This window comes from Streptomyces sp. NPDC042364, assembly GCF_056437585.1.
This window is the reverse complement of the sequence record NZ_JBWKAJ010000009.1, coordinates 74,236-100,789: the sequence shown is the minus strand read 5'-3', so window position 1 is coordinate 100,789 and position 26,554 is coordinate 74,236. Positions and strand designations below refer to the sequence as shown.

Annotated in this window: 18 protein-coding genes; 14 read left to right on the top strand and 4 right to left on the bottom strand. The window is 71.6% G+C overall.

What is annotated here, in order from left to right:
* The first annotated feature begins 487 nt into the window (after nucleotides 1-487).
* Nucleotides 488-1,501 (top strand): DUF4190 domain-containing protein, encoded by a 1,014-nt coding sequence (locus AC067N_RS19765; RefSeq protein ID WP_478680193.1) that lies wholly within the window; start codon nucleotides 488-490, stop codon nucleotides 1,499-1,501.
* A gap of 298 nt (nucleotides 1,502-1,799) precedes the next feature.
* Here the strand turns inward: AC067N_RS19765 and AC067N_RS19760 are convergent, their stop codons facing one another.
* Entirely contained in the window at nucleotides 1,800-2,366 is a 567-nt protein-coding gene (locus tag AC067N_RS19760; RefSeq protein WP_478680192.1) for an NADAR family protein, read from the bottom strand.
* 211 nt (nucleotides 2,367-2,577) lie between these two features.
* Here AC067N_RS19760 and AC067N_RS19755 point away from each other — a divergent pair, with 211 nt between their 5' ends.
* The 7 genes from AC067N_RS19755 to AC067N_RS19725 all read left to right on the top strand — a co-directional run bounded on the left by AC067N_RS19755 (nucleotide 2,578) and on the right by AC067N_RS19725 (nucleotide 10,452).
* Entirely contained in the window at nucleotides 2,578-4,113 is a 1,536-nt protein-coding gene (locus tag AC067N_RS19755) for a gamma-aminobutyraldehyde dehydrogenase (RefSeq protein WP_478680191.1), read from the top strand.
* Between the two features lie 83 nt (nucleotides 4,114-4,196).
* The gene (locus AC067N_RS19750; RefSeq protein WP_478680190.1) at nucleotides 4,197-5,441 is read left to right on the top strand and encodes a polyamine ABC transporter substrate-binding protein; all 1,245 of its coding nucleotides are present in this window, start codon (nucleotides 4,197-4,199) and stop codon (nucleotides 5,439-5,441) included.
* An 8-nt stretch (nucleotides 5,442-5,449) separates the two neighbouring features.
* Nucleotides 5,450-6,601, top strand: a complete 1,152-nt coding sequence (locus AC067N_RS19745) for an ABC transporter ATP-binding protein (protein WP_478680189.1) — start codon at nucleotides 5,450-5,452, stop codon at nucleotides 6,599-6,601.
* Nucleotides 6,601-7,533, top strand: a complete 933-nt coding sequence (locus AC067N_RS19740) for an ABC transporter permease (protein ID WP_478680188.1) — start codon at nucleotides 6,601-6,603, stop codon at nucleotides 7,531-7,533. The genes AC067N_RS19745 and AC067N_RS19740 overlap by 1 nt, the downstream gene beginning before the upstream one ends.
* Nucleotides 7,534-8,334 (top strand): ABC transporter permease, encoded by an 801-nt coding sequence (locus AC067N_RS19735; protein WP_478680187.1) that lies wholly within the window; start codon nucleotides 7,534-7,536, stop codon nucleotides 8,332-8,334. It abuts the gene before it with no gap.
* Between the two features lie 35 nt (nucleotides 8,335-8,369).
* On the top strand, nucleotides 8,370-9,788 hold the full coding sequence (locus AC067N_RS19730) for an NAD(P)/FAD-dependent oxidoreductase (protein ID WP_478680186.1): 1,419 nt from the start codon (nucleotides 8,370-8,372) through the stop codon (nucleotides 9,786-9,788).
* A gap of 211 nt (nucleotides 9,789-9,999) precedes the next feature.
* Nucleotides 10,000-10,452 (top strand): bifunctional DNA primase/polymerase, encoded by a 453-nt coding sequence (locus AC067N_RS19725; RefSeq protein WP_478680185.1) that lies wholly within the window; start codon nucleotides 10,000-10,002, stop codon nucleotides 10,450-10,452.
* A gap of 6 nt (nucleotides 10,453-10,458) precedes the next feature.
* Here the strand turns inward: AC067N_RS19725 and AC067N_RS19720 are convergent, their stop codons facing one another.
* Nucleotides 10,459-11,304, bottom strand: a complete 846-nt coding sequence (locus AC067N_RS19720; protein ID WP_478680184.1) for a phosphatase PAP2 family protein — start codon at nucleotides 11,302-11,304, stop codon at nucleotides 10,459-10,461.
* 259 nt (nucleotides 11,305-11,563) lie between these two features.
* A complete protein-coding gene (gabT, locus tag AC067N_RS19715) occupies nucleotides 11,564-12,898 on the bottom strand; it encodes a 4-aminobutyrate--2-oxoglutarate transaminase (protein ID WP_478680183.1) in 1,335 nt (444 codons plus the stop codon).
* 339 nt (nucleotides 12,899-13,237) lie between these two features.
* Between gabT and AC067N_RS19710 the strand changes: the two genes are divergently transcribed.
* The 3 genes from AC067N_RS19710 (at nucleotide 13,238) to AC067N_RS19700 (ending at nucleotide 19,202) form a co-directional block, all read left to right on the top strand.
* Nucleotides 13,238-15,370, top strand: coding sequence for an ATP-binding protein (locus tag AC067N_RS19710; protein ID WP_478680182.1), 2,133 nt, complete (start codon nucleotides 13,238-13,240; stop codon nucleotides 15,368-15,370).
* Between the two features lie 167 nt (nucleotides 15,371-15,537).
* Entirely contained in the window at nucleotides 15,538-17,367 is a 1,830-nt protein-coding gene (locus AC067N_RS19705; protein WP_478680181.1) for a PucR family transcriptional regulator, read from the top strand.
* 389 nt (nucleotides 17,368-17,756) lie between these two features.
* Nucleotides 17,757-19,202, top strand: coding sequence for an aldehyde dehydrogenase family protein (locus tag AC067N_RS19700; protein ID WP_478680180.1), 1,446 nt, complete (start codon nucleotides 17,757-17,759; stop codon nucleotides 19,200-19,202).
* Nucleotides 19,203-19,345: 143 nt separating this feature from the next.
* On the opposite strand, the gene AC067N_RS19695 is transcribed toward AC067N_RS19700, so the two are convergent.
* The gene (locus tag AC067N_RS19695) at nucleotides 19,346-22,204 is read right to left on the bottom strand and encodes a glycoside hydrolase family 3 C-terminal domain-containing protein (protein ID WP_478680179.1); all 2,859 of its coding nucleotides are present in this window, start codon (nucleotides 22,202-22,204) and stop codon (nucleotides 19,346-19,348) included.
* A gap of 372 nt (nucleotides 22,205-22,576) precedes the next feature.
* Here AC067N_RS19695 and AC067N_RS19690 point away from each other — a divergent pair, with 372 nt between their 5' ends.
* Genes AC067N_RS19690 through AC067N_RS19680 form a run of 3 tightly spaced genes read left to right on the top strand, consistent with a single transcriptional unit; the run spans nucleotide 22,577 to nucleotide 26,297 of the window.
* On the top strand, nucleotides 22,577-24,262 hold the full coding sequence (locus AC067N_RS19690; protein WP_478680178.1) for an extracellular solute-binding protein: 1,686 nt from the start codon (nucleotides 22,577-22,579) through the stop codon (nucleotides 24,260-24,262).
* Nucleotides 24,263-24,288: 26 nt separating this feature from the next.
* The gene (locus AC067N_RS19685; protein ID WP_478680177.1) at nucleotides 24,289-25,329 is read left to right on the top strand and encodes an ABC transporter permease; all 1,041 of its coding nucleotides are present in this window, start codon (nucleotides 24,289-24,291) and stop codon (nucleotides 25,327-25,329) included.
* On the top strand, nucleotides 25,326-26,297 hold the full coding sequence (locus AC067N_RS19680; protein ID WP_478680176.1) for a carbohydrate ABC transporter permease: 972 nt from the start codon (nucleotides 25,326-25,328) through the stop codon (nucleotides 26,295-26,297). The genes AC067N_RS19685 and AC067N_RS19680 overlap by 4 nt, the downstream gene beginning before the upstream one ends.
* Nucleotides 26,298-26,554: the final 257 nt, after the last annotated feature.

The following is a 26,554-nucleotide window of genomic DNA, read 5'->3' as shown; positions in this document are numbered from 1 at the left end:
CGTAGGCTGCGATCCGCCCGGAGAAGCCCGGGCTTTAGCATGATCGAACGCACGGCTGATTTCGTACGGGTCATACGGTACGAAGGGTCGGTAATCCGATACGGGATCAACGCAACGCCACGACGTGGACGGAACAGAGGGGGACCCGCGCATGTCGTCCGACGAGGCCAGGACTCCGGCGACACCGGCCGACGCGCCGCCCGTTCCCGAGGACCGTGTGCCGTCCGCGCCCACCCCGGTCGACAGGCACCCGTCATCCGGCTCGGCGGAGGGTCTCGGCTCGCGGCCGGAGGATGCCGCTCCGCAGCGTGGGGGCGCTGGTGCGGGGCCTGGGGTTGCCGTTCCCCTGCCCGAGGGCGCCCCTGGGCAGCCCGAGGACGCTGCACCGGGGCCCGCCGGCGGCTCTCCGCGGTCGGAGAGTGCCGCGCCCGCCCGGAAGGTCGAGCTCGACAAGCCGGCGGTCGCCGACGCGGCAGACGTCGGCCGGGTGAGGCTGGACAAGCCTGCCACCGCCGACAGGGCGGACCCCGCCGCGGCGTCGGCGTCCCGGCCCTGGGCCGGCCCCGGTACGTCCGAGGCCCCTGCCGGGCAGCAGCCCGCCTGGGCCCCGCCTCCCGCCACCGGGCCCGCGGCTCCCGGCCCCCTCGCGTCCCCGGGGAACGAGACGGCTCCGCCCGCTCCCGCGGCCCACGCCCCCAACCCGTTCGCCCCGCCGTCGGACGAGGCGCCCCTCCCGGCCCCGGCGGCACCCGCCCCCAGTCCCTTCGCGCCGTCCGCGGCGGCACCGTACCCCGCGGCGCAGGGGACCGCACCGGGCAACCCGTTCGCCGCGCCCTCCGACGAGACGCCCTTCCCGGCGTCCGCGCCCCACGCCGCCCACTCTTCCCCCGCACCCATACCCGGCCATTTCGTCCCGCCCGCCCCGGCCGGCCACACCCTCCACACCCACGTGCCCGGCGCGCCGGGCGGTCTCCCCTTCGCCGCGCCGGGCCCCGGCGTGCCCGTGCCGCCCCCGCCGATCAGTCCCGACGGGCCCGGGCAGTTCCCGTACGTTTATCCGCAGTACCCGGGCGTCGGTCCCGGCGCCGTCGGCCATCCGTTCGCCTCCGGCTACGGCTGGCCCCTCCTGCCGCCTCCGCCGAGCAACAGCATGGGCATCGCCTCGATGGTGCTCGGGATCTGCGCGGTCACGCTGTTCTGCATGTGGCCGCTGGCGATCCTGCTGGGTGTGATGGCGGTGATCTTCGGCATCCTCGGCCGCGCCAAGGCGAGCCGGGGCGAGGCGACGAACCCCGGGCACGCGCTGGCCGGGATCATCTGCGGCATCGCCGGCTTCCTCATGGGCATCGGCTTCTTCGTCCTGATCCTTGTGGCGCCGGACGCCACGGACGACTCGGACCCCGGCGTCTTCGACGACAGCTACGACACCTCGCTGTCGCTGGTCCTGCCGGCCCAGAGCGCACCGCCGCCGCTCGCCAGGCCCGCGGTGCCGGGCCGGTAGGGGCTGTCGTCGGACTCCCGTCGTCGTCGCAGGGCGGCCCGGCGGCGTCCGGTGCGTGCCCTGGGGGTGCCCCCTGCCCGAAGAGCTTGGGGAAGCGCCGGGCGTAGGCCCCGTGCCGGGCGTACTCGGGCTTTCGCCCGGTGCGGCGAGAGGGCGTGCCAGGCGTCGCGGGGCACGTGCCAGGCGTCGCGGGGCGGACGGGAGTTTCACGCCGGCCCGCCCTCCTGGACCGGTTCCGCCGGGCCGCGCGGCGTGCGTGCCGCGGCGTGCGGCCCGGGCGCGATCCGGACGGCGGTCCCTACCCCTCGTCGCCCCGCAGCAGCCGCTCCCGCGCCGCCATCAGGGCGAAGCCCAGCAGGTTGGGACCGCGCCACCGCGTGGGGTCCATCGCGCGCTCGTCGTCCGCCGCGAGACCGATGCCCCAGACACGGTCGACCGGGCTGGCCTCGACGAGTACACGGCCCGTCGTGCCCAGCAGGAACGCCCGCAGGTCGGCGTGGGCGGCGAACTTGTGGACGCTGCCCTCGACGACGATGCCGAAGCGCTCCCGCTGCCACAGGGCCTCGTCGAAGCCGCGCACGAGCCGCCCGACCTTCTTGGCCATCGCGGGACTCGCCGCCGCGACGGCCTTGCGCTCGGCCTCCACGTCACCGAACAGCCGGGCCTTGGACGCCATCATCCAGTGCTCCGCCGTCGCGTACTCCACGCCGTCCACCGTGAACGGCGACGGCCACCACTGACTCAGGCAGCTCGGCCCCACCCGGCCGTCGGGCCGCGGCCGGTGCCCCCAGAAGTGCAGGTACTTGATCCTTGCCCCCGCCTGGACCTCGCCGATCAGCGCGTCCCAGGAATCGATCTTCAGCATGCCGACGAGTGTGGCACCCGCCACTGACACTCCGTCCTCGATTTTCCCCTGGGACTGGACACCTGGTCGACAGATTCCGTCGCGTAACCAAAAGGCAACAACGGAATCACTTGTTGGAGCCCCATCCCTCTGTCAGGATCGGCACTCAATTCGAGCTGGAGCTACGCCACCCGCCCCCGGGACGCAGGGGGACAAGGCGGAGGAGAGCGACATGCAGAACCCGGGTACCGCCACCCCGGACCGATTCCCGGCACAGGAACGCTTCGCGGCCGGCGCGCAGTACATCGCAGGCCGCCGGGCCACGGGCACGTCGGGTCACACGCACGCGGTCGTCGACCCCGCCACCGGCGAGGAGGTCCTCACCTACGAGCTGGCCGGCACCGACGACGTGGACGCCGCCGTCGCCGCCGCGCGCGCGGCGTTCCCCGGCTGGGCCGCGGCCACGCCCGGCGAGCGGTCCGACGCGCTGCACCGGTTCGCCGCCGTGCTCGCCGACCGGGCCGAGGAGTTCGCCCGGGCCGAGTCGCTCCAGTGCGGGAAGCCGCTGAAGCTCACCCGCGAGTTCGACGTCCCCGGCACCATCGACAACAACGCCTTCTTCGCCGGCGCCGCGCGCCACCTCCAGGGCCAGTCGGCCGGCGAGTACTCCGGCGACCACACCTCGTACGTACGGCGCGAGCCCATCGGTGTCGTCGGCTCCATCGCCCCCTGGAACTACCCCCTCCAGATGGCCGCCTGGAAGATCCTCCCGGCGGTCGCCGCGGGCAACACGATCGTCCTGAAGCCCGCCGAGCTGACCCCGCTCACCTCACTGCTCTTCGCGCAGGCCGCCACCGACGCCGGAATCCCCGACGGCGTGATCAACATCGTCACCGGCACCGGCAGGGTGGCAGGCGAGCACCTCGTCGGCCACCCCGACGTGGCCATGACGTCCTTCACGGGCTCCACCGCCGTCGGCAAGCGGGTCGCCGAGATCGCCACGGCGACCGTCAAGCGGCTCCACCTGGAGCTCGGTGGCAAGGCGCCCTTCGTCGTCTTCGACGACGCGGACCTGGACGCCGCCGTGAACGGCGCCGTCGCGGGCGCCCTCATCAACACCGGGCAGGACTGCACGGCCGCCACCCGCGCATACGTACAGCGTCCCCTCTACGAGGCGTTCGTGGAGCGGACGGCCGCCCTCATGGAGACCGTCCGGCTGGGCGATCCCTTCGCGCCGGGCACCGACCTCGGACCGCTGATCTCGCACGTCCAGCGCGACCGGGTCGCCGGGTTCGTCGACCGGGCCCGCGGGTACGCGCGCGTGGTCACGGGCGGAGAGGCGCCACAGGGCGAGCTGGCGAAGGGCGCGTACTATCGTCCGACACTGGTGGCCGACGCCGCCCAGGACAGCGAGATCGTCCAGTCGGAGATCTTCGGCCCCGTCCTCGTCGTCCTGCCCTTCGACGGCGACGACGAGGGCATCCGCCTCGCCAACGACACCCCGTACGGGCTCGCGGCCTCCGCCTGGAGCCGCGACGTGTACCGGGCGGGCCGCGCCACCCGGGAGATCAAGGCCGGGTGCGTATGGATCAACGACCACATCCCGATCATCAGTGAGATGCCGCACGGCGGCTACAAGGCGTCCGGCTTCGGCAAGGACATGTCGGCGTACTCGTTCGAGGAGTACACGCAGATCAAACACGTCATGTTCGACAATACGGCGGTGGCCAGGAAGGACTGGCACCGCACGATCTTCGGGGACCGCTAGTCAGACCGGGGCCCGGCCGCCCGACCTCCGGCCGGCCCCCGCCATCCTCCCGAAAGGGCACCTCCCGAAAGGGCAACACGCGCATGGAGCAGTACGAGCCCGACCGCCTGTCCCCGGCCCAGGTGGCCGCCATGCGGCGCAGTCTCAGGAACGGCAGGGCCTCCCTCAGCCGCCGTTCGCTGCTGCGCGCCGGAACGGGCGGCGCGCTCGCCGTCGGTGCGCTCGGCACGCTGAGCGCCTGCGGCATCCCCGCGGCGAAGAACACCTCGGGCGTCTCGTCCGAGGACCACTCGGCCAAGGAGAAGGAGATCTCCTTCTCCAACTGGACCGAGTACATGGACGTCGACGACAGCGGCAAGCACCACCCGAGCCTGGACGCGTTCACCAAACGCACCGGCATCAAGGTCAAGTACACCGAGGACATCAACGACAACGTCGAGTTCTTCGGCAAGATCAAGCCGCAGCTCGCCGCCGGTCAGGCCACCGGCCGCGACCTCATCTGCGTCACCGACTGGCTGGCGGCCCGGCTGATCCGCTTCGGGTGGGTCCAGAAACTGGACCCCTCCAACCTGCCGCACGCCTTCATGAACCTCTCCCAGCAGTTCCGCAGCCCGGACTGGGACCCGGGGCGGGCCTACTCCTACCCCTGGCAGGGCATCTCGACCGTCATCGCCTACAACAGGAAGGCCCTCGACGGCGAGGAGGTGAAGTCGGTCTCCGACATGCTCGACAACCCGAAGCTGAAAGGCCGCATCGGCTTCCTCTCCGAGATGCGCGACAGCATCGGGATGACCCTGCTGGACATGGGCAAGGACCCGGCGACGTTCTCCGACGACGACTTCGACGCGGCGATCGCCCGCCTCCAGAAGGCCGTCGACAAGGGCCAGATACGCCGCTTCACCGGCAACGACTACACCTCCGACCTGAGCAAGGGCGACCTGGCGGCCTGTATCGCGTGGGCCGGTGACGTCGTCCAGCTCAAGGCCGACACCCCGGACATCGACTTCGTCATCCCCGACAGCGGCTACATGACCTCGACGGACAACCTGCTGATCCCCAACAAGGCCCGCCACAAGACCAACGCCGAGCGGCTGATCGACTACTACTACGAGCCGAAGCCGGCCGCGGAACTCGCCGCGTACATCAACTACGTGTGCCCCGTCGAGGGGGTGAAGGCGGAGCTGGCCAAGATCGACGAGGACGCGGCGAACAACCCGCTGATCATCCCCGACGCGGCCATGGCGGCCAAGTCCCACGCCTTCCGCTCCCTCACCCAGAAGGAAGAGACGGCGTACGAAGAGAAGTTCGCGAAGCTGACGGGGGCGTGACGAGGACCATGAAGACCACACAGAACAGCAGCGGTGACGTACGCCTCTCCGGCATCGGCAAGACCTACGGCTCCTTCACCGCCGTGCACCCGCTCGACCTGACCGTGCCGGAAGGCTCCTTCTTCGCCCTGCTCGGAGCCTCCGGCTGCGGCAAGACCACCACGCTGCGGATGATCGCCGGCCTGGAGGAGCCTTCCTGCGGCACGGTCTCGCTGGGCGACCAGGACGTGACGCACCTCCCGCCCTACAAGCGGCCGGTGAACACCGTCTTCCAGTCGTACGCCCTCTTCCCGCACCTCGACATCTTCGAGAACGTCGCCTTCGGACTGCGCCGGCGCGGCCTCAAGAGCGTGAAGAAGCAGGTCGACGAGATGCTGGACCTGGTCCAGCTCGGCGAGCAGGCGCGCAAGAAGCCGCACCAGCTGTCCGGCGGCCAGCAGCAGCGCGTCGCCGTCGCCCGCGCGCTGATCAACCACCCCAAGGTGCTGCTCCTCGACGAGCCGCTCGGCGCCCTCGACCTCAAGCTGCGCCGCCAGATGCAGCTGGAGCTCAAGCGCATCCAGACCGAGGTCGGGATCACCTTCATCCATGTCACGCACGACCAGGAGGAAGCCATGACCATGGCCGACACGGTCGCCGTGATGAACGGCGGCAGGGTGGAGCAGCTCGGCTCCCCGGCCGACCTCTACGAGAACCCGAAGACCACCTTCGTCGCCAACTTCCTCGGCACCTCCAACCTCATCGAGGCCGAGGTCGACTCCAGGAGCGGCGAGGAGATCGTGCTGAAGGCGGGCGACGGGAAACTCGTCCTGCCCGAGGCCCGATGTCAGGCGCCCGCGACGACCGGCGGAAAGGTCCTCGTCGGCATCCGCCCGGAGAAGATCGCGCTCACGCACGCCGACGACGCGGGTGAGATCCCGGCGGGCCGCAACCGCATCACCGGGAAGATCGCCGCGACCAGCTTCATCGGGGTCTCCACGCAGTACGTGATCGACAGCTCGGTCTGTCCCGACTTCGAGGTGTACGTCCAGAACATCGACCGGGACGCCCGCCTGGTGCCCGGCGCCGACGTCGTCCTGCACTGGAGCCCGGCCCACACCTTCGGCCTGGACGCCGCGCAGGACATCGACGCGGGTGTCGAAGAGGGGGCGGCCGGCTGATGTCGACCCTCACCGAAGCCGAGGCGCCGCCGCCCCTCGCCCCCGTACCGACGGCGAAGCCGCCCCGCAGAAGGGGCCGCTGGACGCCGTACCTGCTCCTCGCGCCCGGTCTGATCTGGCTGCTCGTCTTCTTCGCGATGCCGCTGGTCTACCAGGCCTCCACGTCCGTGCAGACGGGCTCCCTGGAGGAGGGCTACCAGGTCACCTGGCACTTCGCGACCTACTGGGACGCGCTCGGCGAGTACTACCCGCAGTTCCTGCGCTCGGTGCTCTACGCCGGCACGGCGACGTTCCTGTGCCTGCTCCTGGGCTATCCGCTGGCGTATCTGATCGCGTTCCGCGCGGGGCGGTGGCGCAATCTGATCCTGATCCTGGTGATCGCGCCGTTCTTCACCAGCTTCCTGATCCGCACCCTCGCCTGGAAGACGATCCTCGCGGACGGCGGCCCGGTGGTGGGCGCCCTCAACTCGCTGCACGTCCTGGACGTCACCAGCTGGCTCGGTCTCACGGCGGGCGACCGCGTGCTGGCCACCCCGCTCGCGGTGGTCTGCGGCCTCACGTACAACTTCCTGCCGTTCATGATCCTGCCGCTCTACACCTCGCTGGAGCGGATCGACGGGCGGCTGCACGAGGCGGCGGGCGACCTCTACGCGACCCCGTTCACCACCTTCCGCAAGGTCACCTTCCCGCTGTCGATGCCCGGTGTCGTCTCCGGCACGCTGCTGACCTTCATCCCCGCCAGCGGCGACTACGTGAACGCCGAACTCCTCGGCTCCACCAACACCCAGATGATCGGCAACGTCATCCAGAGCCAGTTCCTGCGGATTCTCGACTATCCGACGGCGGCGGCCCTCTCGTTCATCCTCATGGCCGCGATCCTCGTCATGGTCACGGTCTACATCCGCAGGTCCGGGACGGAGGATCTGGTTTAAATGGCCTTCCTGAACTGGCTCAAGCGGCATCTCGTCGTCATAGCGGGACTGCTCACCCTCGGATATCTCCTCCTGCCCAATGTCGTGGTCACGGTCTTCTCCTTCAACCAGCCGAAGGGCCGTTTCAACTACGAGTGGCAGGAATTCTCCACGGCCGCCTGGACCGACCCGTGCGGTGTCGCCGACCTGTGCGGCTCGCTCACGCTCAGCCTCCAGCTCGCGGCCTGGGCGACCCTCGGCGCGACCGTCCTCGGCACCCTGATCGCCTTCGCGCTGGTCCGCTACCGGTTCCGCGCGCGGGGTGCCGTGAACTCGCTGATCTTCCTGCCGATGGCGATGCCCGAGGTCGTGATGGCCGCCTCGCTGCTCACCCTCTTCCTCAATCTGGGTGCTCAGTTGGGTTTCTGGACGATTCTCATCGCCCACATCATGTTCTGCCTCAGCTTCGTCGTCGTGGCCGTCAAGGCACGCGTGATGTCGATGGACCCGCGGCTGGAGGAGGCCGCCCGGGACCTGTACGCCGGCCCCGTCCAGACCTTCCTCCGCGTCACCCTCCCGATCGCCGCCCCCGGTATCGCGGCGGGCGCGCTCCTCGCCTTCGCGCTCTCCTTCGACGATTTCATCATCACCAATTTCAACGCGGGCTCGACCGTCACCTTCCCCATGTTCGTCTGGGGTTCGGCACAGCGCGGCACACCCGTCCAGATCAATGTCATCGGTACGGCCATGTTCCTGATCGCCGTACTGTTCGTGGTGGCCGGAATGGTCGTCACCAATCGCAGAAAGCGGCAGAAGGCATAACCCCGCCGCCGGAATAATCGTAGGGAGTTGAAATCATGGCCCCAAGCGCCATGAACCGCTGGACAAAGTCTCTCTCCGACGCGCAGCCGGTCCCGTACTGGCTCGAAGACCCCGGCAAGCCCCACCCCGAGCCCGCCCTCACCGGTGCCGAGACCTGCGACCTGCTGGTCGTCGGCGGCGGCTACAGCGGACTGTGGACCGCGCTCGTCGCCAAGGAGCGCGACCCCGGGCGGGACGTCGTCCTGCTGGAAGGCCGTGAGGTGGGCTGGGCCGCCTCCGGCCGCAACGGCGGCTTCTGCGCCGCCTCCCTCACCCACGGTCTGGCCAACGGCCTCAGCCGCTGGCCCGACGAGATCCACAAGCTGGAGGAACTGGGCGCCCGCAACCTCGACGAGATCGAGGCGGCGGTCGCCCGGTACGACCTCGACTGCGACTTCGAACGCACCGGCGAGATCGATGTCGCCACCGAGACCTACCAGGCCTGGGAGCTGCGCGACTGGTACGACGAGATCAGCCGCAGGGGCCTCGCCGACGGCATCGAGTTCCTCGACGCCGACGCCGTCCGCGAGCAGGTCGCCTCACCGACCTTCGAGGCCGGCCTCCACGACCGCCGGGGCGTCGCCATGCTGCACCCCGCCAAGCTCGCCTGGGGCCTCAAGCGCGCCTGTGCGAGGCTCGGCGTCCGCGTCTACGAGCACACCCCCGCGCTGAGCCTGAAGGCGTACGGCGCGGGTATGGCCGTGCGCACCCCGTACGGCCAGGTCCGCGCCCGCCAGGTCGCCCTCGGCACCAACATCTTCCCCAGCCTGGTCAAGCGCGTCCGCTCGTACACCGTCCCGGTCTACGACTACGCCCTCATGACCGAGCCGCTCACCGCCGACCAGCTGGCGTCGGTCGGCTGGAAGAACCGGCAGGGGCTCGGGGACTCCGCCAACCAGTTCCACTACTTCCGGCTCTCCGCCGACAACCGCGTCCTGTGGGGCGGTTACGACGCCATCTACCCGTACGGCGGCCGGGTGCGCGCCGAGTACGACGACCGGCCCGAGACCTACGCCAAGCTCGCCGGGCACTTCTTCACCTGCTTCCCGCAGCTGGAGGGCGTCCGCTTCACCCACGCCTGGGGCGGCGCCATCGACACCTGCTCCCGCTTCTCGGCGTTCTTCGGCACCGCCCACCAGGGAAAGGTCGCGTACGCGGCCGGGTACACCGGTCTGGGCGTGGGTGCCACCCGGTTCGGCGCGGAGGTCATGCTCGACCTGCTCGCGGGGGAGCGCACGGAGCGCACCGAGCTGGAGATGGTCCGCAAGAAGCCCCTCCCGTTCCCGCCGGAACCGTTCGCCTGGACCGGCATCGCCCTCACCAAGTGGTCCCTCGCCCGAGCCGACTCCCACGGCGGCCGGCGCAACCTCTGGCTGAAAGCCATGGACCGCCTGGGTCTGGGCTTCGACAGCTGACGCCGAGCAGGATGGAGGGGGGCGCACCGAAGCGCTCGTGAGCCAAGGGCGTACGCCGTGCCCGCACAGGCGTACGCCCCGCTCGACTGCCGCCATCCGATTCACCACCAAGAAGTGAGGGGAACCCGCGTAACGCCCGCCCGGCACCGCTGTCTGTGCTCCTGACGCGACACCGCGTCCGACGGAGCTCTACAGAGAGGAAGGTCCCGTCATGACAGGGGCCAAGACGCCGGTCGAGTGGCTTGCATCCGTGGCGCCGGACCCCGACGCCTGTCGCCGGGAGTGGGAACGCAACCCCCTGGGGGTCACCCTGCTCCCGGCGGGCCGCGCCTGGGACGTCCTGATCCTGCCGGGCGAGCTCGGCTACCCCACCCTGGACGTCCTGACCCGCATCATCGACCAGCCCGGGCCCGTGCTCGTCGACTTCGGCGACGACCGCATGGGCTTCTTCGTGCCCCCGGGCACCGCTTCCCGCTGGCTCGGCACCGGGGTGCGCAGCGCGGGCCACGGCACCTGGATCGTGGTGCCGTACCCGGGCCGGACGTCCGGCGGTGTCCGCTGGCTGGTCCCTCCGGACGGCACCGGCACCCTCACCGACCCGGCCCTGCTGGAACTGGCGATGCACGAGGCGGCGGCGGGCCCGGCCGGGGGCCGGGGCCGGTAGGGCCCGTCAGGAGGCGCGGGAGCGGTGTCGCGTCCACCGGCCCGGCGCGGCGAGCAGCATCACGCACACACACCAGCTCGCCACCACGTCGAGCGGCCAGTGGTAGCCCTGGCGCACCAGGCCGGCACCGACGCCGAGGGTGAGGACGGCCGCGCAGCACACGGCCGCGGCGCGTGCCGGGGCGCCGCGCAGCAGGGGCAGGAGGAGCAGTGCGGCGGCGCCGTAGGCGATGGCGGCGGTCGCCGCGTGGCCGGAGGGGTAGAAGCCCGTGCCCGGGCCCATGACCGAAGGGCCGGGGCGGGCGACGAGTTCCTTCAGCGGGAGGACCCAGAAGGGTACGGACGCCATGAGCGCGGCGGCGCCGGCGGCGGGCCGCCACCAGTCGTCCGTACCGGTGGCACGCGTACGCCACGCGGCGAACGCGAGGACCAGCACGAGCACCGGCACGGCGACCGTGACATTGCCGAGGTCGGCCAGGAACTGTGTCGCGGCGCCGCGCCGCACGAGGGAGTCGCTGAGGCGTTCGTCCGCGCGGGCCAGCGGGCCGTGCGCGACGACCTGCCAGGTGATCAGTGCGAGGAGGAGGCCCGGAAGGCCGAGAAGGAGCAGTGCGGCGCTCCGGCCGGAGAAGATGGTCGGCCGCCCTCGAACAGGGGGGGTGGTTCGAGAGCGGCCGTCCGGATCGGTGTGCCGCGCGCCCCGGGGGGTTTGGGGCGAGCGGCCATCCGATCGGTGAGGAGATCCGGAGCCGGAAGCTCCGGGTGTGTGCGCGAGGGCACGACCAGGACGAGGCTGGGGAGGCCCCGACCGGGTGTCACCCGCAGTCCCCTGCGGGCGGGGTGTATCTCTCATCTGCTTCAGAACCTACGACAGGCGGTGCGGCGGCGACAGGAGAAAACCCGACCCGCCATGCACCTTGCACACCTTCTTCACGCGCTCCGACGCTTGTCCACAGGCACCGGAATCCGGCACCGGATTCCGGTGCCGGAACGCGTGGGACGTCGGAGGCGGACGAGGGGTTCCGTATGCGCGTCCCCCGCAAGCAGGGGCCGGCGGAGGGCGCGCACGGGCCACTCCTCCGGGGGAGCGTGCAGGGGTGCTCGCAGGGGGCTCAGATGCGGGTGAACGCCTGCTCGATGATGTCGAGGCCCTCGTTCAGGAGGTCCTCGCCGATGACCAGCGGCGGGAGGAAGCGCAGCACGTTGCCGTAGGTGCCACAGGTCAGGACCAGCAGACCCTCCTGGTGGCAGGCCTTCGCCAGCGCGGCGGTCGCCTCCGGGTTCGGCTCCTTCGTCGTACGGTCCTTGACCAGCTCGATGGCGATCATGGCGCCGCGGCCGCGGACGTCGCCGATGACGTCGAACTTCTCGGCCATGGCGGTGAGGCGGGACTTCATGATCGCCTCGATGGTCTTCGCCTTGGCGTTGAGGTCGAGCTCCTTCATCGTCTCGATGGAGCCGAGGGCGCCCGCGCAGGCGACCGGGTTGCCGCCGTAGGTGCCGCCCAGGCCGCCCGCGTGGGCGGCGTCCATGATCTCGGCGCGGCCGGTCACCGCGGCGAGCGGGAGACCGCCGGCGATGCCCTTGGCGGTGGTGATCAGGTCGGGGACGATGCCCTCGTCCTCGCACGCGAACCACTGGCCGGTGCGGCAGAAGCCGGACTGGATCTCGTCGGCGACGAAGACGATGCCGTTGTCGGAGGCGAACTTGCTGATGGCCGGGAGGAAGCCCTTGGCGGGCTCGATGAAGCCGCCCTCGCCGAGGACCGGCTCGATGATGATCGCGGCGACGTTGTCCGCGCCGACCTGCTTGGAGATCTGGTCGATGGCCTGGGCGGCGGCCTCCGGGCCCGCGTTCTCCGGGCCGGTCGGCCAGCGGTAGCCGTAGGCGACGGGCACGCGGTACACCTCGGGGGCGAACGGGCCGAAGCCGTGCTTGTAAGGCATGTTCTTGGCGGTGAGCGCCATCGTGAGGTTGGTGCGGCCGTGGTACCCGTGGTCGAACACGACGACGGCCTGCCGCTTGGTGTACGCACGCGCGATCTTCACCGCGTTCTCGACGGCCTCGGCGCCCGAGTTGAACAGGGCGGACTTCTTGGCGTGGTCGCCCGGGGTCAGCTCGGCGAGGGCCTCGGCGACCGCCACGTAACCCTCGTACGGGGTGACCATGAAGCAGGTGTGCGTGAAGTCCTGGAGCTGGGCGGAGGCCCGGCGGACGACGGCCTCCGCGGAGGCGCCGACGCTGGTCACGGCGATGCCCGAGCCGAAGTCGATCAGCCGGTTGCCGTCCACGTCCTCGATGATCCCGCCGCCCGCGCGCGCGGTGAACACCGGCAGCACGGAGCCCACGCCCGCAGCCACCGCGGCGGTACGACGTGCCTGCAGCTCCTGCGACTTCGGTCCGGGAATGGGGGTGACTACGCGGCGCTCCTGCGGAAGGGCGGTCATGGGGGCTCCCTGGTGATCGTGCGTGTGTACGACATGGGGCGTACGGGGCGGGGCCGGCGCTCGTGGCGGCCGACGGGCGCGGGCGTTTTCGGACGCGTGCCTTCTTTTCTCGCAGGCTAGGGCGGTGACCGGAGACTGGGCATGCTCCATGTGGGCGTTGTCGAGGGTTCGTCTTGTCCGCGTTGGACATGGAGGAACCGTGGGTACGGGTGTGCGTCCCACCGCGTAAAACGGTGAGCCCGGGCGGGCGGTCGGCCGCGTAAGCGGTGAACTCCCTTTCCCGGAGCGTTAGATTGGCTCGCTGATGGTGGACGGAACGGCTGGTCAGGGGGCAAGGCGATGAACAGCGACGGGACGCGGGACGCGCGGGGCACGCACGCGAATCCTGTGCCGCGTCCGGCGGGGTCGCCGGAGATGCCCGCGGTGCCTCCGCTGCCGCCCATGCCCGCGGGCGTGCCGGGCGCGCCGCCCAGGCCCGACGGGAACGCCTTTCTGACCTGGCTGCGGACCCCCCGGCCGGACGCGGCACCCGGAGTCTGGCGACTCGGTCACCTACCGCGACCCGAGGAGGAGCCCGAGACCGTCCCCGGCCGCCAGCTCCTCGGCGGCGCGGTCATCGCCTTCCTCGTCGGCTGGCTGATCTGGTCCCTGCTCTGGAACGGCTATCTCGGCGGCTGGTGGCTGGTGCCGCTCTACGCGATGATCCCGGACTCCTGGGCCCCCGCCCACTCGTACTCCGCGGTGGTCCTCAGCTATGTCTGGTACGTCGTCGTCGCCCTGGCGATCATGATCGGCGTCGGGCGGCTCGGCCGCTGGGGCGAGGTCTGGCGCCGGTACGGCGCCCCGCGCCTCAGGCGGCCCCGGGAGCGCCAGGTCGTCACGCCTCCGCCCGAGCATGATCCCGCCGAGTGGCCGCAGCTCAGGGAGGCCGGGGCCGTCGAGGTCGCCGACCGGCTGGTCGCCGAGGCGCGGGCCGGGCTGATGCGCGACGTGGATCACGCGCGGATCATGCGGGCGTGGCAGGGCGTACGCAGTGGGCGGCACAGCATGGCGACGTTCACCGGCGCGGTGCTGAAGGACGGTGCGGCGGCGTGTCTGCATCCGTCGGGGGAGCGGGACCTCCCGGGCCGGCTCGCGCAGCACGACATGGTGACCGGGCAGGTCCGGCTCGGCACGACGGCGGACGACCCCCGCAACCCGTACGCCTACCGCGGCACCGGCCTCGCGCTGGGCCCCGAGCTGCTGGGCACCTCCCTGCTGGCCGTCGGACCCGCCGGATCGGGCAAGACCGGGGGCATCGTGTGGCCCGTCGCCGAGTCGCTGTGTCTGCACGCGCTGGCCGGACGCGCCGCCGTGGTGGTCGTGGGCGCAGCGGGCGCGGGGCTCGGCCCGGCCGACGCGTACGACGTCGTCGTCCGCATCGGCAACCCGGAGTCCGTGTACGACCTCGACCTCTACGGGGGCACCACCGACCCCGACGAGGCGGCCGCCGTCCTCGCCGAGGCGCTCGTCGGCGACCTCGCCGATCCGCACCCCGGCGGCGACAGCCGGCGTTCGACCACCGTGCTCGCGCAGTTGCTCGGGCCGTTCCGGGCGGTGCACGGACGGTTCCCGTCGGTGCCGCAGCTGCGGCAGCTGCTGGACGGCGCCCCCGGCCCGCTCGGCGAGCTGCGCGAGGGGCTCCAGGACGCCGGTCAGGACTCCCTGCTGCGGGAGCTGGACGCGCGTGAGCGGCAGCTCGGGCACCCCGGCGACGTCGGCTCCGTGCTCGCCGACCGGGTCGCCCTGCTCGACCGGCCCGCCTTCGCCGGGTTCTTCGACACCTCCGGACAGTCCCGGCCCTTCTCCCTCCGGGCGCTCGACCACCCCGTGCGGGTCCGTATCGACCTCCCCGAGCGCGGCCACGCCGACGCCTCCCGCATCCTGGCGCGGCTGGTGCTCGCGCAGTTCACCGCGAGCGTGGCGGTCCGTGAGGACCGCTCGCTGTTCGCCTGCCTGGTGCTGGACGACGCGACGGGCGTCATCACCCCCGAGGCGGTGCGCGGCATCCAGCGGCTGCGGTCCGCCAACGCGGGCACGGTCCTCACCCTCCGCACCCTCGACGACGTGCCCCGGCCGTTGCGCGGGCCGTTGCTCGGCGCGACCGGCTGCCGTATGGCGCTGTCCGGGATCACCCCGTGGGACGGCCAGGACTTCGCCGAGGTCTGGGGCAAGGAGTGGACCGAGGCACGGGACGTCACCGACCGGCAGATCATCGCCGACTCCCCGGCGGGCAAGGCGTGGCACGCGCTGCGCCGGGTGATGACCGGGTCCGCGCCGACCGCCCGCGCCGTCACCGTGCGGCAGGTCGAAAGGGAGCGCTGGTCCGCGTCCGAACTGGCGCACGCCGTGCCGCCCGGCCACGCGGTGCTGTCGCTGACGGACGTCCGCGGCGAGCACGCGCCGCCGCTGCTGGTGAACCTGCGCATCTGACCGACCGGGCGCGCGGCCGTCGGCGCAGAGAGGGCGCGCGGCGACCATACGGTGAGGCAGAATCGGCACAGGCCGTTCATACGCGGCGGCCAAAACGCACCTGCCGTGAACGCCGAGACGGCCGACATCCCGATGCCCCGACGCCGGTCCGAACATCTGAAGGCCTCATGCCCCCGACGCTCGCCTCGCTCGTCCACCACTCCGCGCTCAAGCTGACCGTGCGGGCGGGCGGGGACCGCCTTGACGTGCCCGTCCGCTGGGCCCACGTCAGCGAGCTCGCCGACCCCGTGCCGTACATGGAGGGCGGCGAACTGCTGCTGATCACCGCACTCAAGCTGGACGCGGAGGATCCGCAGGAGATGCGGCGCTATGTCCGGCGGCTGGTGGGAGCCGGAGTCGTCGGGCTCGGCTTCGCCGTCGGGGTGAACTACGAGGAGGTCCCGGAGGCGCTCGTCGAGGCGGCGGAGGCCGAGGGGCTGCCCCTGCTGGAGGTGCCCCGGCGCACCCCCTTCCTCGCCATCAGCAAGGCGGTGTCGGCCGCCATCGCCGCCGACCAGTACCGGGCGGTGACGGCAGGCTTCGCCGCACAGCGCGAACTCACCAAGCAGGCGCTCAGCGCCGGCCCCGAGGGGCTTCTCGCCGCGCTCGCCTCGCAGGTCGACGGGTGGGCCGCCCTGTACGACGCCTCCGGCGCCGTGGTGGCGGTGGCGCCCGAGTGGGCGGAGCGGCGGGCCGGGCGGCTCACCGCCGACGTCGAACGGCTGCGGGACCGGCCCGCCCCGGCCAGCGCTGTGGTCGGCGGTGAGGACCGCGTCGAGCTGCACTCCCTCGGCACCGGGCGACGGGCGCGCGCCGCCCTCGCCGTCGGCACGGCCGCCGCGCCGGGCACCGCCGAGCGGTACGCCGTCCACTCCGCGATCGCGCTGCTGACGCTGACGACGGAGCGGTCCCGCCCGCTGCACGCCGCCGAGCAGCGCATCGGGGCGGCGGTGCTGCGGATGCTGCTGGCCGGGGAGCCGGATCACGCGCGGGCCGTCGCCGGGGATCTGTACGGCGACCTGCTGGACGCGCCGTTCCGGCTGATCCTCGCGGAGTCCGGCTCCGCGTCGGCGGCCCGGGCACGGGCGGAGGGGGCGGTCGGCGGAGGCGGCGCCCCGGCCGGGAGCGGTGGGGCGGCCGGCGGGGAGAGCGGGCGGTACCGGGCCGCCGCCTTGGCCGCCGCCTCCGCGAGCGGTGATCCGCTCGGGCAGCTCGCCGAGGTCGTCGAGGCGGCGGCCGCGCGGGGCGGCGAGGCGGTGCTCGTCGTGCCCGACGGGGAGCGGCTCGTCGTGCTCGCCGTGGACGGGGGCGCGGTGGTGGACGCGTGCGGGGAGTTCGCGGCGGCGCTGGAGGCGGCGCGGGCGGCGACCGCGCGGGGCGCGGGGGGTGCGGGCGGGGCGTCGGCGGCGGCTTCGGGAGCAGCCTCGGCCACGGCCGGTCCCGCGGCTCCAAGCCCCGGCTCGGGCCCTGCTTCCCTGTCGGCCTCGGCCGCGGGCGCCGCCGCGGCTTCCGCCTTCGCCGAGGAGGGGGAACTCGTCGTCGGTCTCTCCGCGCCCGCCGGGCCGATAGCGGTATCGGCCGCGTACAAGCAGGCCGAGCAGGCGCTGTCGGTGGCCCGGCGGCGGGGGCGGTGCCTGGTCGAGCACGAGGAGCTGGCGGCCGGGTCCGTGCTGCCGCTGCTGGCGGACGACGCGGTGCGGGCCTTCGCGGACGGGCTTCTCCGTGCGCTGCGGGAGCACGACGCCACGGGGCGGGGGGATCTGGTCGCCTCGTTGCGGGCGTGGCTGTCGCGGCACGGGCAGTGGGACGCGGCTGCGGCGGATCTCGGGGTGCACCGGCACACCCTGCGGTACCGGATGCGGCGGGTGGAGGAGATTCTCGGGCGGTCGTTGGACGATCCGGATGTGCGGATGGAGTTGTGGCTGGCGTTGAAGGCGACGTCCGCGGCGGGGGAGTGACCGGGTTTCCTCGCCCCCGCCGCCCCTACCCGTCCCGTCCCCAGGGGCTGCGCCCCTTCGACCCCGCCCGGGGCTGCGGCCCCCATGCTTCTGCCGGGGGCCGCGGGGTGGCTTCGGCCGTGTGAACCCGCGGGTCCGTCGGGGCTTGGTCGCGCAGTTCCCCGCGCCCCTCAAGAAGCGGGGGCCTGCGGCCCTCTCGCTCTTTGAGGGAGGGTGTACGCCCCCACCCCGAGCCCACCGGCGCCCGGCGGACCCGGTATCGCACCAAAGCGGAGCAACCCCCCGCCCCACTCATACGCGCCGGACAAACGACCCCCCGGCCTCCCGGCCCTACCGTGGAGCCGAGAAGAGCCGTTGTGTAGAGACGCACCGAAGGGCCGGGAACGACTATGACCGCCACGCATGCCTTCTGGCTCGCCGGCCGCGAGGCCACCGGTGAGACCACGTTCGACGTCATGTCGCCGTGGGACGACCGGCTCGTCGGCAGGGTGAGCGTGCCGACGGACGCGCAGGTCGAGGAGGCGGTGGCCGCCGCGTACGCCGTACGGGACGAGTTCGCGGCGACCCCGGCGCACGTACGGGCCGCCGCACTGGACCACGTCAGCCGACGGCTGGCCGAGCGGACCGAGGAGATCGCGCAGCTGATCTCCGCCGAGAACGGCAAGCCGATCAAGTGGGCCCGCGGCGAGGTCGGCCGCGCCGTGTCCGTGTTCCGGTTCGCGGCGGAGGAGGCCCGCCGGTTCAACGGCGGTGAGGCGCAGCGCCTCGACACCGACCTCGGCGGTCAGGGTCGGCTCGCCGTCACCCGCCGCTTCCCGAAGGGCGTCGTCCTCGGTATCGCGCCGTTCAACTTCCCGCTGAACCTCTGCGCCCACAAGATCGCCCCGGCGATCGCGGCCGGTGTGCCGATCATCCTGAAGCCCGCGCCGGCCACCCCGCTCTCCGGTCTCGTCATCGGTGAGCTGCTGGCCGAGAGTGAACTGCCCGCCGGGTCGTGGAGCATCCTCCCCGTCGCCAACGACCGGATGCCGTCCCTCGTCCAGGACGAGAGGCTGCCGGTCATCTCCTTCACCGGTTCCGAGAAGGTCGGTTACGCGATCATGGACTCGGTGCCGCGCAAGCACTGCACGCTGGAGCTGGGCGGCAACGGCGCGGCGGTCGTGCTCGCCGACTACGCCTCCGACGAGGACCTGGACTGGGCCGCGAACCGGATCGCCACCTTCTCCAACTACCAGGGCGGCCAGTCCTGCATCTCCGTGCAGCGGGTGATCGCGGACGCGTCCGTCTACGACCGGCTGCTGCCGCGTGTCGTGGCCGCCGTGGAGGCCCAGGTCACCGGCGACCCGTCCGACGCGGCCACCGACGTCGGCCCGCTGGTCAGCGAGGACGCCGCCAAGCGGGTCGAGGCGTGGGTCCAGGAGGCCGTCGACGCGGGGGCGACCCTCCTCACCGGGGGCAAGCGTGACGGCGCCTCGTACGCGCCGACCGTCCTCGCGGACGTGCCCGCCGACGTCACGATCTCCTGCGAGGAGGTCTTCGGGCCCGTGCTCACCGTCCAGAAGGTGGAGGGGGAGGCCGAGGCCTTCGCCGCCGTCAACGACTCCAAGTACGGTCTCCAGGCGGGCGTCTTCACCCACGACCTGCAGACCGCTTTCCGCGCCCACCGTGCCCTGGAGGTCGGCGGCGTGGTCATCGGCGACGTCCCGTCCTACCGTGCCGACCAGATGCCGTACGGCGGCGCGAAGCAGTCCGGCGTCGGCCGCGAGGGCGTCCGCTACGCGATGGACGACTACACCTACGAGCGGGTGCTGGTGCTGACGGGGCTCCAGCTCTGAGTCCGAGCGGACGAATCCCGGCAACCCCTAGCTTCTGACAATCGTTTTCATGTAATCTGGGGTCAGATCCCGGGATGAAGAGGCCCGGCACCGATGCCTTCCGGTGCCGGGCCCCTTCTGTGTGCCGGCCTGCTTCCGGACCCTCAACCGGAGAAGCCGACGCGCGCGAGCCGCAGCGGGCCGCGCAGCGTGAGATGGACGTCGTGGACCCCGGCGGTGGAGACCGCGGCGTGCAGGGTGGTGTACGCGTACGGGCCCGCGGTGGGGGTGTCGAGCGTCAGGGTCGCCAGCACCGGGCCGCCGATGAGCGAGAACTCCACGCTTCCCCCGCCCGCCGCCTCGACCGACATTCCGGTGACGCCCGTCCCGAAGTCGCAGTCGTAGAAGATCAGTTCACCCGAGGTGCCGCCCAGCGGGGTGACCGCGTCGCCGGACGCCTTCGTCCGGTCGACGATCTCCGTGCCGCGCTGCTCGTCGAAGTCCGCCGCGTTCAGGCCGCGTTCGCGGACCGGGCGCGGGGCGAGCGGCTCGCCCTCGACGGTGACGGTGGTACGGAGGCGGATGTCCTCGCTGGACGACCCGGCCAGCACCTCGTACGCGCCCGGCGCCAGCCGCCAGGTGCCGTGTGCCACGTCCCAGAACTCCAGGACGGACAGCGGCAGCCGGAAGGTCAGCTCGGCCGAGGCGCCGGGGGCGAGGGTGACGCGGCGGTGGCCGGCCAGTTCGCGGCGGGGGCGCGGGACCGAGGGGTCCACCGCGCGGATGTAGAGCTGGGCCACCTCGTCGGCGCTCACCCCGCTGGTGTTGGTGACGGTGAAGGAGACGGTCAGTCCGCCCCCGTCCTCGTCCCGGCCCGGCTCCAGGCGGGCTTCGAGGTCCTCGTACGCGAACTCGCCGTACGACAGGCCGTGGCCGAACGGGAACAGCGGTTCGCCCTCGAAGTAGAGGTACGTCTGGCGGGAGCCGATCACGTCGTAGTCGAGGAGGCCGGGCAGGTCCGCGTCGGAGGCGTACCAGGTCTGCGGGAGGCGGCCGGCCGGGGAGACGTCGCCGGCGAGGACGCGGGCCAGGGCGGTGCCCGCGGCCTGACCGCCGTGGGCGGTCCACAGGGCGGCGGGCAGGTCCGCCGGGTCGACCGCGTACGGGTAGGCGGAGACCAGGACCAGGACCGTGTTCGGGTTGGCGGCACGGGCCGCGCGCAGCAGGCGCTCCTGGTGGGCGGGGAGGGCGAGGGTGGTGCGGTCCTCGGTCTCGCGGCCGTTGATGTGCGGGTCGTTGCCCGCGACCACCACGACCACGTCGGCCCCGGCGGCGGCCTCCCGCACCGCCTCCTCGCCCGCCTGGACCACGACGAGCTCGAAGACCTCCGGGTTACCGTCGGCAACCTTCACCCCGTCGGCGGCGACAGTCACGTACCGGCCCGTACCCGTGTGCCTGAGGAGGTGGCCGTTCTCGTGAGGTTCCAGGCGGAACGTCTCCTGGACCACCCAGCCGCCCGGCTGGTCGGCGGCGGCCCGGATCCGGCCGTCCTCGGCGACCGAGAGGTAACGGCCGTCCGGCGCACGGAAGGTGAGGACGCCCTGGCCCCAGTCGACCATGGCGAGTTCGGTGCCGGTCGGGTCGGTGGTGAGCGGGGGCAGATCCGTACGGCCCGCGAGGAGCGCCGGGTCGAGGGCGCCCTGCGCGCCGCGCGCCTCGTCGGCGGCGTCGCCGGACTCCGGGACCGCCAGGTACGCGCCGCCCGCCGTGCGCAGCCTCACCCGGTCCACGCCCTCCGCGAACGTCACGCGCCCGGCGCCGAACCTGTCGTACAGGCCCTCCAGCGGGGTGGAGCGGTGGATGAGGGTGCCGCTGTACCAGTCGAGCTTGCACTCGTCGGCGAGGAGGCCGACGACGGCGATCCGGGTCTCCTCGGCGAGCGGCAGCAGACCGCCCTCGTTCTTCAGCAGCACGATCGCCTGCTCGGCGGCCTCCTGGGCGAGGGCCCGGTGGGCCGGTGTGTCGAAGTCCGACGCGTCGGCGTACGGGTCGGCGCCCGGGTCGAACTCACCGAGCCGGAAACGGACCCAGAGCTGGCGGCGGACCGCCTCGTCGATGTCGTCCGCCGTCAGCAGGCCCTGGTCCAGGGCTCGGCGGACGCGTCCGGTCATCGTCGAGCCGTCGGTGCCGTGGTCGGTGAAACTGTCGACGCCGGCGCGCAGCGAGGCGGCGGTCGCCTCCTCGTGGGTGTCGAAGTAGTGCTCGGAGTCGACCAGGTTCGACGGGGCGCCCGCGTCCGAGCAGACCAGCAGAGGGTCCTCGGTCCAGGTCCGCAGATGCTCGGCCAGGTAGGGCGAGACATGGTTGGGGCGGCCGTTGACCAGGTTGTACGCGGGCATGACGCCGGCGACGGCGCCCGCCTCGACGGTCGCGCGGAAGGCCCGCAGGTCGTACTCGTGCAGGACGCGCGGGCGGACCGAGGAGGACGTCTCGGAGCGGTCGGTCTCGTTGTTGTGGGCCAGCCAGTGTTTGAGAACGGGCGCCGTGCGCCAGTAGGTGGGGTGGTCGCCGCGCAGGCCCCGGGTGTAGGCGGTGGCGATCGCCGAGGTCAGCCCGGGGTCCTCGGAGTAGCCCTCCTCGTTGCGGCCCCACAGGGGGTGGCGCAGGAGGTTCACCGTCGGGGACCAGACGTTGAGGCCGACGCGGTCGTCGCGGGCGCGCATGGCGCGGACCTCGGTGGACACCACCTCGCCGACCCGGCGTACGAGGTCCTCGTTCCAGGTCGCGCCCAGTCCGACGGCCTGCGGGAACACCGTCGCGGGCCCCATCCAGGCGACGCCGTGGAGGGCCTCCTGGCCGGTGCGGAAGGCGGCGACGCCAAGTCGTTCGACGGCGGGTGCGAACTGGTGCAGAAAGCTGATCCGCTCGTCCTGGGAGAGCCGCCGGAGCAGATCGTCGATGCGCTTCGCGATCGGCAGCCGCGGATCACGAAACGGCGGCGTGGACGGCGTCTGAGCGGTCACGTGGAGTTCCCTTTGCGCTGGAGCGGCGAAGCTCTTTCGAAGCGCTTCGATGCTCATTCGGTTGTGGGGTGGGTGTCAAGAGACCAAGGTGCAACAGATCCGTTTCCTCGGTGTCATACAGGGAGCGTCCCGGGCCGTGGCAGGGTCCCGGAGCTCCGGGGAATCTGGGGATCGACCCTTGTGCGCCCCCGGTCGTTCACTTAACCTCGCAGCAACATCGAAGCGCTTCGACTGCGGAGGGGCCGCTTCGCGTGCTCACCGCCCTCCGCTGCTCATGGGCTCCATCGCTTCAGCACAGCCAGTCCCACTCGAGACACCGCAGCCGACGGCCACCGCCGGGTGTCCTGGTGTGCGCCATGAAGGGTTGACGCAATGACGCCGAACTCCGCCTCCCCCTCCGGCCCCAGCCGGAGAAGCTTCCTCGCCTCCACGGCGGTCGCCACCGCCGTCGTGGCGGGGGGTGTGCCCCTGCTGTCCGCCTGCGGCGGCTCGCAGGAAGGCCGCAAGGAGGGCACGACGTCGGGGAAGGACGCGCAGAAGCTCCTTCCGGCGTTCGTCGCCTCGACCGTGGTGGCCCCCGACATCCCGGCGAAGAACGGCTCGGCGGCGGGCTTCACCAAGGCGATCCCCACCGCGGAACTGAAGACCTCGGTCCCGAAGAAGCTCGGCGGCGGCAGCCGGCTGAAGGCCATGTCCCCGTTCTGGGGGACCCCGCCCAAGGGCGACAACCCCTACTACAGGGCGATGAACGAGGCCATCGGGGTCGAGGTCACCTGGCAGAACCAGGACGGTGTCACCTACGACCAGAAGCTCGGCGCGGTCCTCGCCTCCACCGACATCCCCGACATGGTCGTCGTGCCCGGCTGGAACCTGATGGGCAGGATACCCAGCGCCATCAACGCCAAGTTCGCCGACCTGGGCCCGTATCTGTCCGGCGACAAGGTCAAGGAGTACCCGAACCTCGCGGCCGTCCCCAGCGAGGCCTGGCAGCGCGGCATCTTCGGCGGCCGGCTCCGCGCGGTCCCGATGCCCGCCTCGTACGTCACGGACATCGCGCCCATGTACCGCCGGGACATCTTCGAGAAGAAGGGCTACACGGTCCCGGCCAGCCCCGACGAGTTCCTGTCCTGGGCGAAGGAGGCCACCGACGCCAAGTCGAAGGTATGGGCCTGCGACGACATGAAGTGGTCGGCGTTCAACTTCTACGGCGTCTTCCCCGGCAGCGACAAGGCGCTGTGGTGGAACATGGTCGACGGCAAGCTGGTCAACCGCGTCGAGACCGAGGAGTTCCTCGAAGCGCTGGAGTGGACGCGCAAGCTCTACGCGGCCGGCGTGGTCCACCCGGACGCGGTCTCCGGCAAGGCGGGCGGCAACGCCCGCAACCGGTTCACCGCCGGCCAGTCGCTGGTCTTCAACGACAACATCTCCGCCTGGTGGGGCTCGGTCTCCGAACAGGCCACCCAGAAGAGCGACTTCGACATGGCCGCGTTCGACATCTTCGGCCCCGACGGCGGTGACCCCACCCTGTGGGCGGTGCAGCCCGCCAACATCTTCACCTTCGTCAGCAAGAAGGCGACCGAGCAGCAGATCAAGGACTTCCTCGCCCTCTGCAACTACTGTGCCGCGCCCTACGGCACCAAGGAGTTCATGCTCACCGCCTACGGCGTCGAGGGCACCGACTACGACATGAAGAAGGGCCTGCCGGTCAAGTCCACCACGGGCGTCAACGAGGTCAACGGCGCCTACGACTACACCGGAAACCCTGCCCCGTACGTCGCCTACCCCGACTTCCCCGAGGTGACCAAGGGCATCGTCGAGTGGCAGCAGCGTATGGGCGCCTTCACCAAGAAGACCTCCTTCTTCGGGCTGACCGTCACCGAACCCAACCGCTGGGCCAACCTCGCCGACAACTTCGAGCAGTTGGAGGACGACGTCGTGCGCGGGCGCAAGAAGATCAGTGACGTCCAGCAGGCGGTGTCCGACTGGAAGAGCAAGGGCGGCGACGACCTGCGCGACTGGTACAAGAAGCTGCTCGACGACACCGGTTCGGCGAACTGACCCGGGGCCGAGACGAGGAGAAGGCCGTGTCCCACAGCACGGTGCCCCGGCCGAGGGCCGAGGCGAAGACTTCAGGGACGGCTCCGGCGGCGGCCGACGACGCCACCGGGCCCCCGCCCCAGGGCGACCGGCGCGCGGGCAGGCCGGGCCTCCGGCTGAGATTCCGGCGTGACCGCGCGCTGCTCCTGATGACGCTGCCGGCGGTCCTGCTGATCCTGGTCTTCAACTACATACCGATCCTCGGCAACGTGGTCGCCTTCCAGGACTACGACCCCTATCTCAGCGAGAACGGCTTCGTCGCCATCTTCCAGTCCCCCTGGGTCGGCCTCGAGCAGTTCGAACGGATCTTCGCGGACTCGGACTTCTGGCACGCGGTGCAGAACACCCTCGTGCTGTTCTTCCTCCAGCTCGTCCTGTTCTTCCCCGTCCCGATCCTGCTCGCGCTGCTCATCAACAGCATCGTCAGGCCCCGGGTCCGGGCGGTCGCCCAGGCGGTCATGTACCTCCCGCACTTCTTCTCCTGGGTCCTCGTCGTCACCGTGTTCATGCAGATCTTCGGCGGGGCGGGCGTCATCGCGCAGACGCTGCGGCAGCACGGCGTCGACGGCTTCGACCTGATGACCAACCCGGAGACCTTCAAGTACCTCGTCACGGTCGAGATGATCTGGAAGGACGCCGGCTGGGGCATCATCGTCTTCCTCGCGGCGCTCTCCTCCGTCTCCCACGACCTCTACGAGGCCGCCGCCATGGACGGCGCCGGCCGCTGGCGGCGCATGTGGCACATCACCCTGCCCGCCCTGCGCCCGGTGATCGCCCTCCTGCTGGTGCTGCGCGTCGGCGACGCCCTGACCGTCGGCTTCGAGCAACTGCTCCTCCAACGGCAGGCGGTGGGCGTCGAGGCCTCCGACGTCCTCGACACCTATGTGTGGTGGAACGGCATCCGCAACCAGGACTTCAGCTACGCCGCCGCGGCGGGACTCATCAAGGGCGTGGTCGGCCTCGCCCTGGTCCTGACCGCCAACAAGGTCGCCCATCTCATGGGCGAGCAGGGGGTGTACAAGAAATGAGCGCGCTCCTCGACAAAGCCGGTGAGGAGGCCGGGACCGCCGACCGGCGGGCGACGGCCGCCAGGCCGAGCCGCTGGGCCGCACCGCCCCGCCCGGTCTGGGAGGAGGAACCCGCCAGGGCGGGCCTCGCGGGCAAGGGCATCGCCCTGGGCTTCGCCTGCTTCGCGATCCTCTTCCCCCTGTGGATCGTCATCGTCACCAGCCTCCAGACGAAGAAGACCATCGACGAGGCGGGCGGCCTGGTCGTCGTCCCCAGGAGCATCACCTTCGTCGCCTACCAGGAACTCCTCGGCGGCGGCCAGGTGCAGCGGGCCGCGCTGGTCAGCGTCGGCGTCACCCTCGTCGGCACCCTGTTCAGCATGACCGTCTCGGTCCTGTGCGCCTACGGACTCTCCCGTACGGGCTCCCTCGGCCACCGCTGGATCCTGATGACCCTGCTCGCGACGATGTTCTTCGGCGCGGGCCTGATCCCGACCTACCTGCTGGTCCAGGCCCTCGGGCTCACCGACACCTATCTCGCGCTGATCCTGCCGAGCGCGGTGAGCGTCTTCAACATCCTGGTCCTGCGCTCGTTCTTCATGGGCATCTCCCCGGAACTCATCGACAGCGCCCGCATAGACGGCGCCGGCGACTGGCGCATCCTGTGGAAGATCGTGATGCCCCTGTCGAGGGCGGTCCTCGCGGTCATCGCCCTCTTCTACGCGGTGGGTTACTGGAGTGCCTGGTTCAATGCGTCCATCTACCTCACCGACCAGGACATGATGCCGCTGCAGAACGTCATGATCCAGCTCGTCCAGAAGCAGGAACGGCCCGTCGGCCTCGCCGCCCAGATCAACACGGGCCAACTCTCCCCGCTCGCCGTCCAGATGGCCGTCATGGTGATGGCCCTGCTTCCGGTAGCCGTGCTGTCGCCCTTCGTTCAGAAGCACTTCAAGAAGGGCATGCTCACCGGGGCGATCAAGGGCTGACCCGAGCCACCCCCTTCGGCCCCCGCCGTGTTCGGCCGTGCCTGTCACCCGGCCGAGCACGGCGGGTCCAGCAGCCGGGTGCCTTCCGGCCAAGGACCACCCGGGTGCCCGGGTCGGCAAGATCCCGCCCCGCCGAAGGGCGCGGCCCTTCCAGGGGCGCGGGGAGCCGCGCGACCGGCCACACACGACCCGCGGTCGCCATCCCTCCCCGGCACCCCGAGCTCTCAGGCGCCGAAACGCGCACCCGAAGCCCCCTG

Excerpts from the sequence above, each read along its gene's own strand:
- AC067N_RS19760 (WP_478680192.1), bottom strand. The coding sequence starts at position 2,366 with ATGCTGAAGATCGATTCCTGGGACGCGCTGATCGGCGAGGTCCAGGCG.
- AC067N_RS19755 (WP_478680191.1), top strand. The coding sequence starts at position 2,578 with ATGCAGAACCCGGGTACCGCCACCCCGGACCGATTCCCGGCACAGGAA.
- AC067N_RS19750 (WP_478680190.1), top strand. The coding sequence starts at position 4,197 with ATGGAGCAGTACGAGCCCGACCGCCTGTCCCCGGCCCAGGTGGCCGCC.
- AC067N_RS19745 (WP_478680189.1), top strand. The coding sequence starts at position 5,450 with ATGAAGACCACACAGAACAGCAGCGGTGACGTACGCCTCTCCGGCATC.
- AC067N_RS19740 (WP_478680188.1), top strand. The coding sequence starts at position 6,601 with ATGTCGACCCTCACCGAAGCCGAGGCGCCGCCGCCCCTCGCCCCCGTA.
- AC067N_RS19735 (WP_478680187.1), top strand. The coding sequence starts at position 7,534 with ATGGCCTTCCTGAACTGGCTCAAGCGGCATCTCGTCGTCATAGCGGGA.
- AC067N_RS19730 (WP_478680186.1), top strand. The coding sequence starts at position 8,370 with ATGGCCCCAAGCGCCATGAACCGCTGGACAAAGTCTCTCTCCGACGCG.
- AC067N_RS19725 (WP_478680185.1), top strand. The coding sequence starts at position 10,000 with ATGACAGGGGCCAAGACGCCGGTCGAGTGGCTTGCATCCGTGGCGCCG.
- AC067N_RS19720 (WP_478680184.1), bottom strand. The coding sequence starts at position 11,304 with ATGAGAGATACACCCCGCCCGCAGGGGACTGCGGGTGACACCCGGTCG.
- gabT (WP_478680183.1), bottom strand. The coding sequence starts at position 12,898 with ATGACCGCCCTTCCGCAGGAGCGCCGCGTAGTCACCCCCATTCCCGGA.
- AC067N_RS19710 (WP_478680182.1), top strand. The coding sequence starts at position 13,238 with ATGAACAGCGACGGGACGCGGGACGCGCGGGGCACGCACGCGAATCCT.
- AC067N_RS19705 (WP_478680181.1), top strand. The coding sequence starts at position 15,538 with ATGCCCCCGACGCTCGCCTCGCTCGTCCACCACTCCGCGCTCAAGCTG.
- AC067N_RS19700 (WP_478680180.1), top strand. The coding sequence starts at position 17,757 with ATGACCGCCACGCATGCCTTCTGGCTCGCCGGCCGCGAGGCCACCGGT.
- AC067N_RS19690 (WP_478680178.1), top strand. The coding sequence starts at position 22,577 with ATGACGCCGAACTCCGCCTCCCCCTCCGGCCCCAGCCGGAGAAGCTTC.
- AC067N_RS19680 (WP_478680176.1), top strand. The coding sequence starts at position 25,326 with ATGAGCGCGCTCCTCGACAAAGCCGGTGAGGAGGCCGGGACCGCCGAC.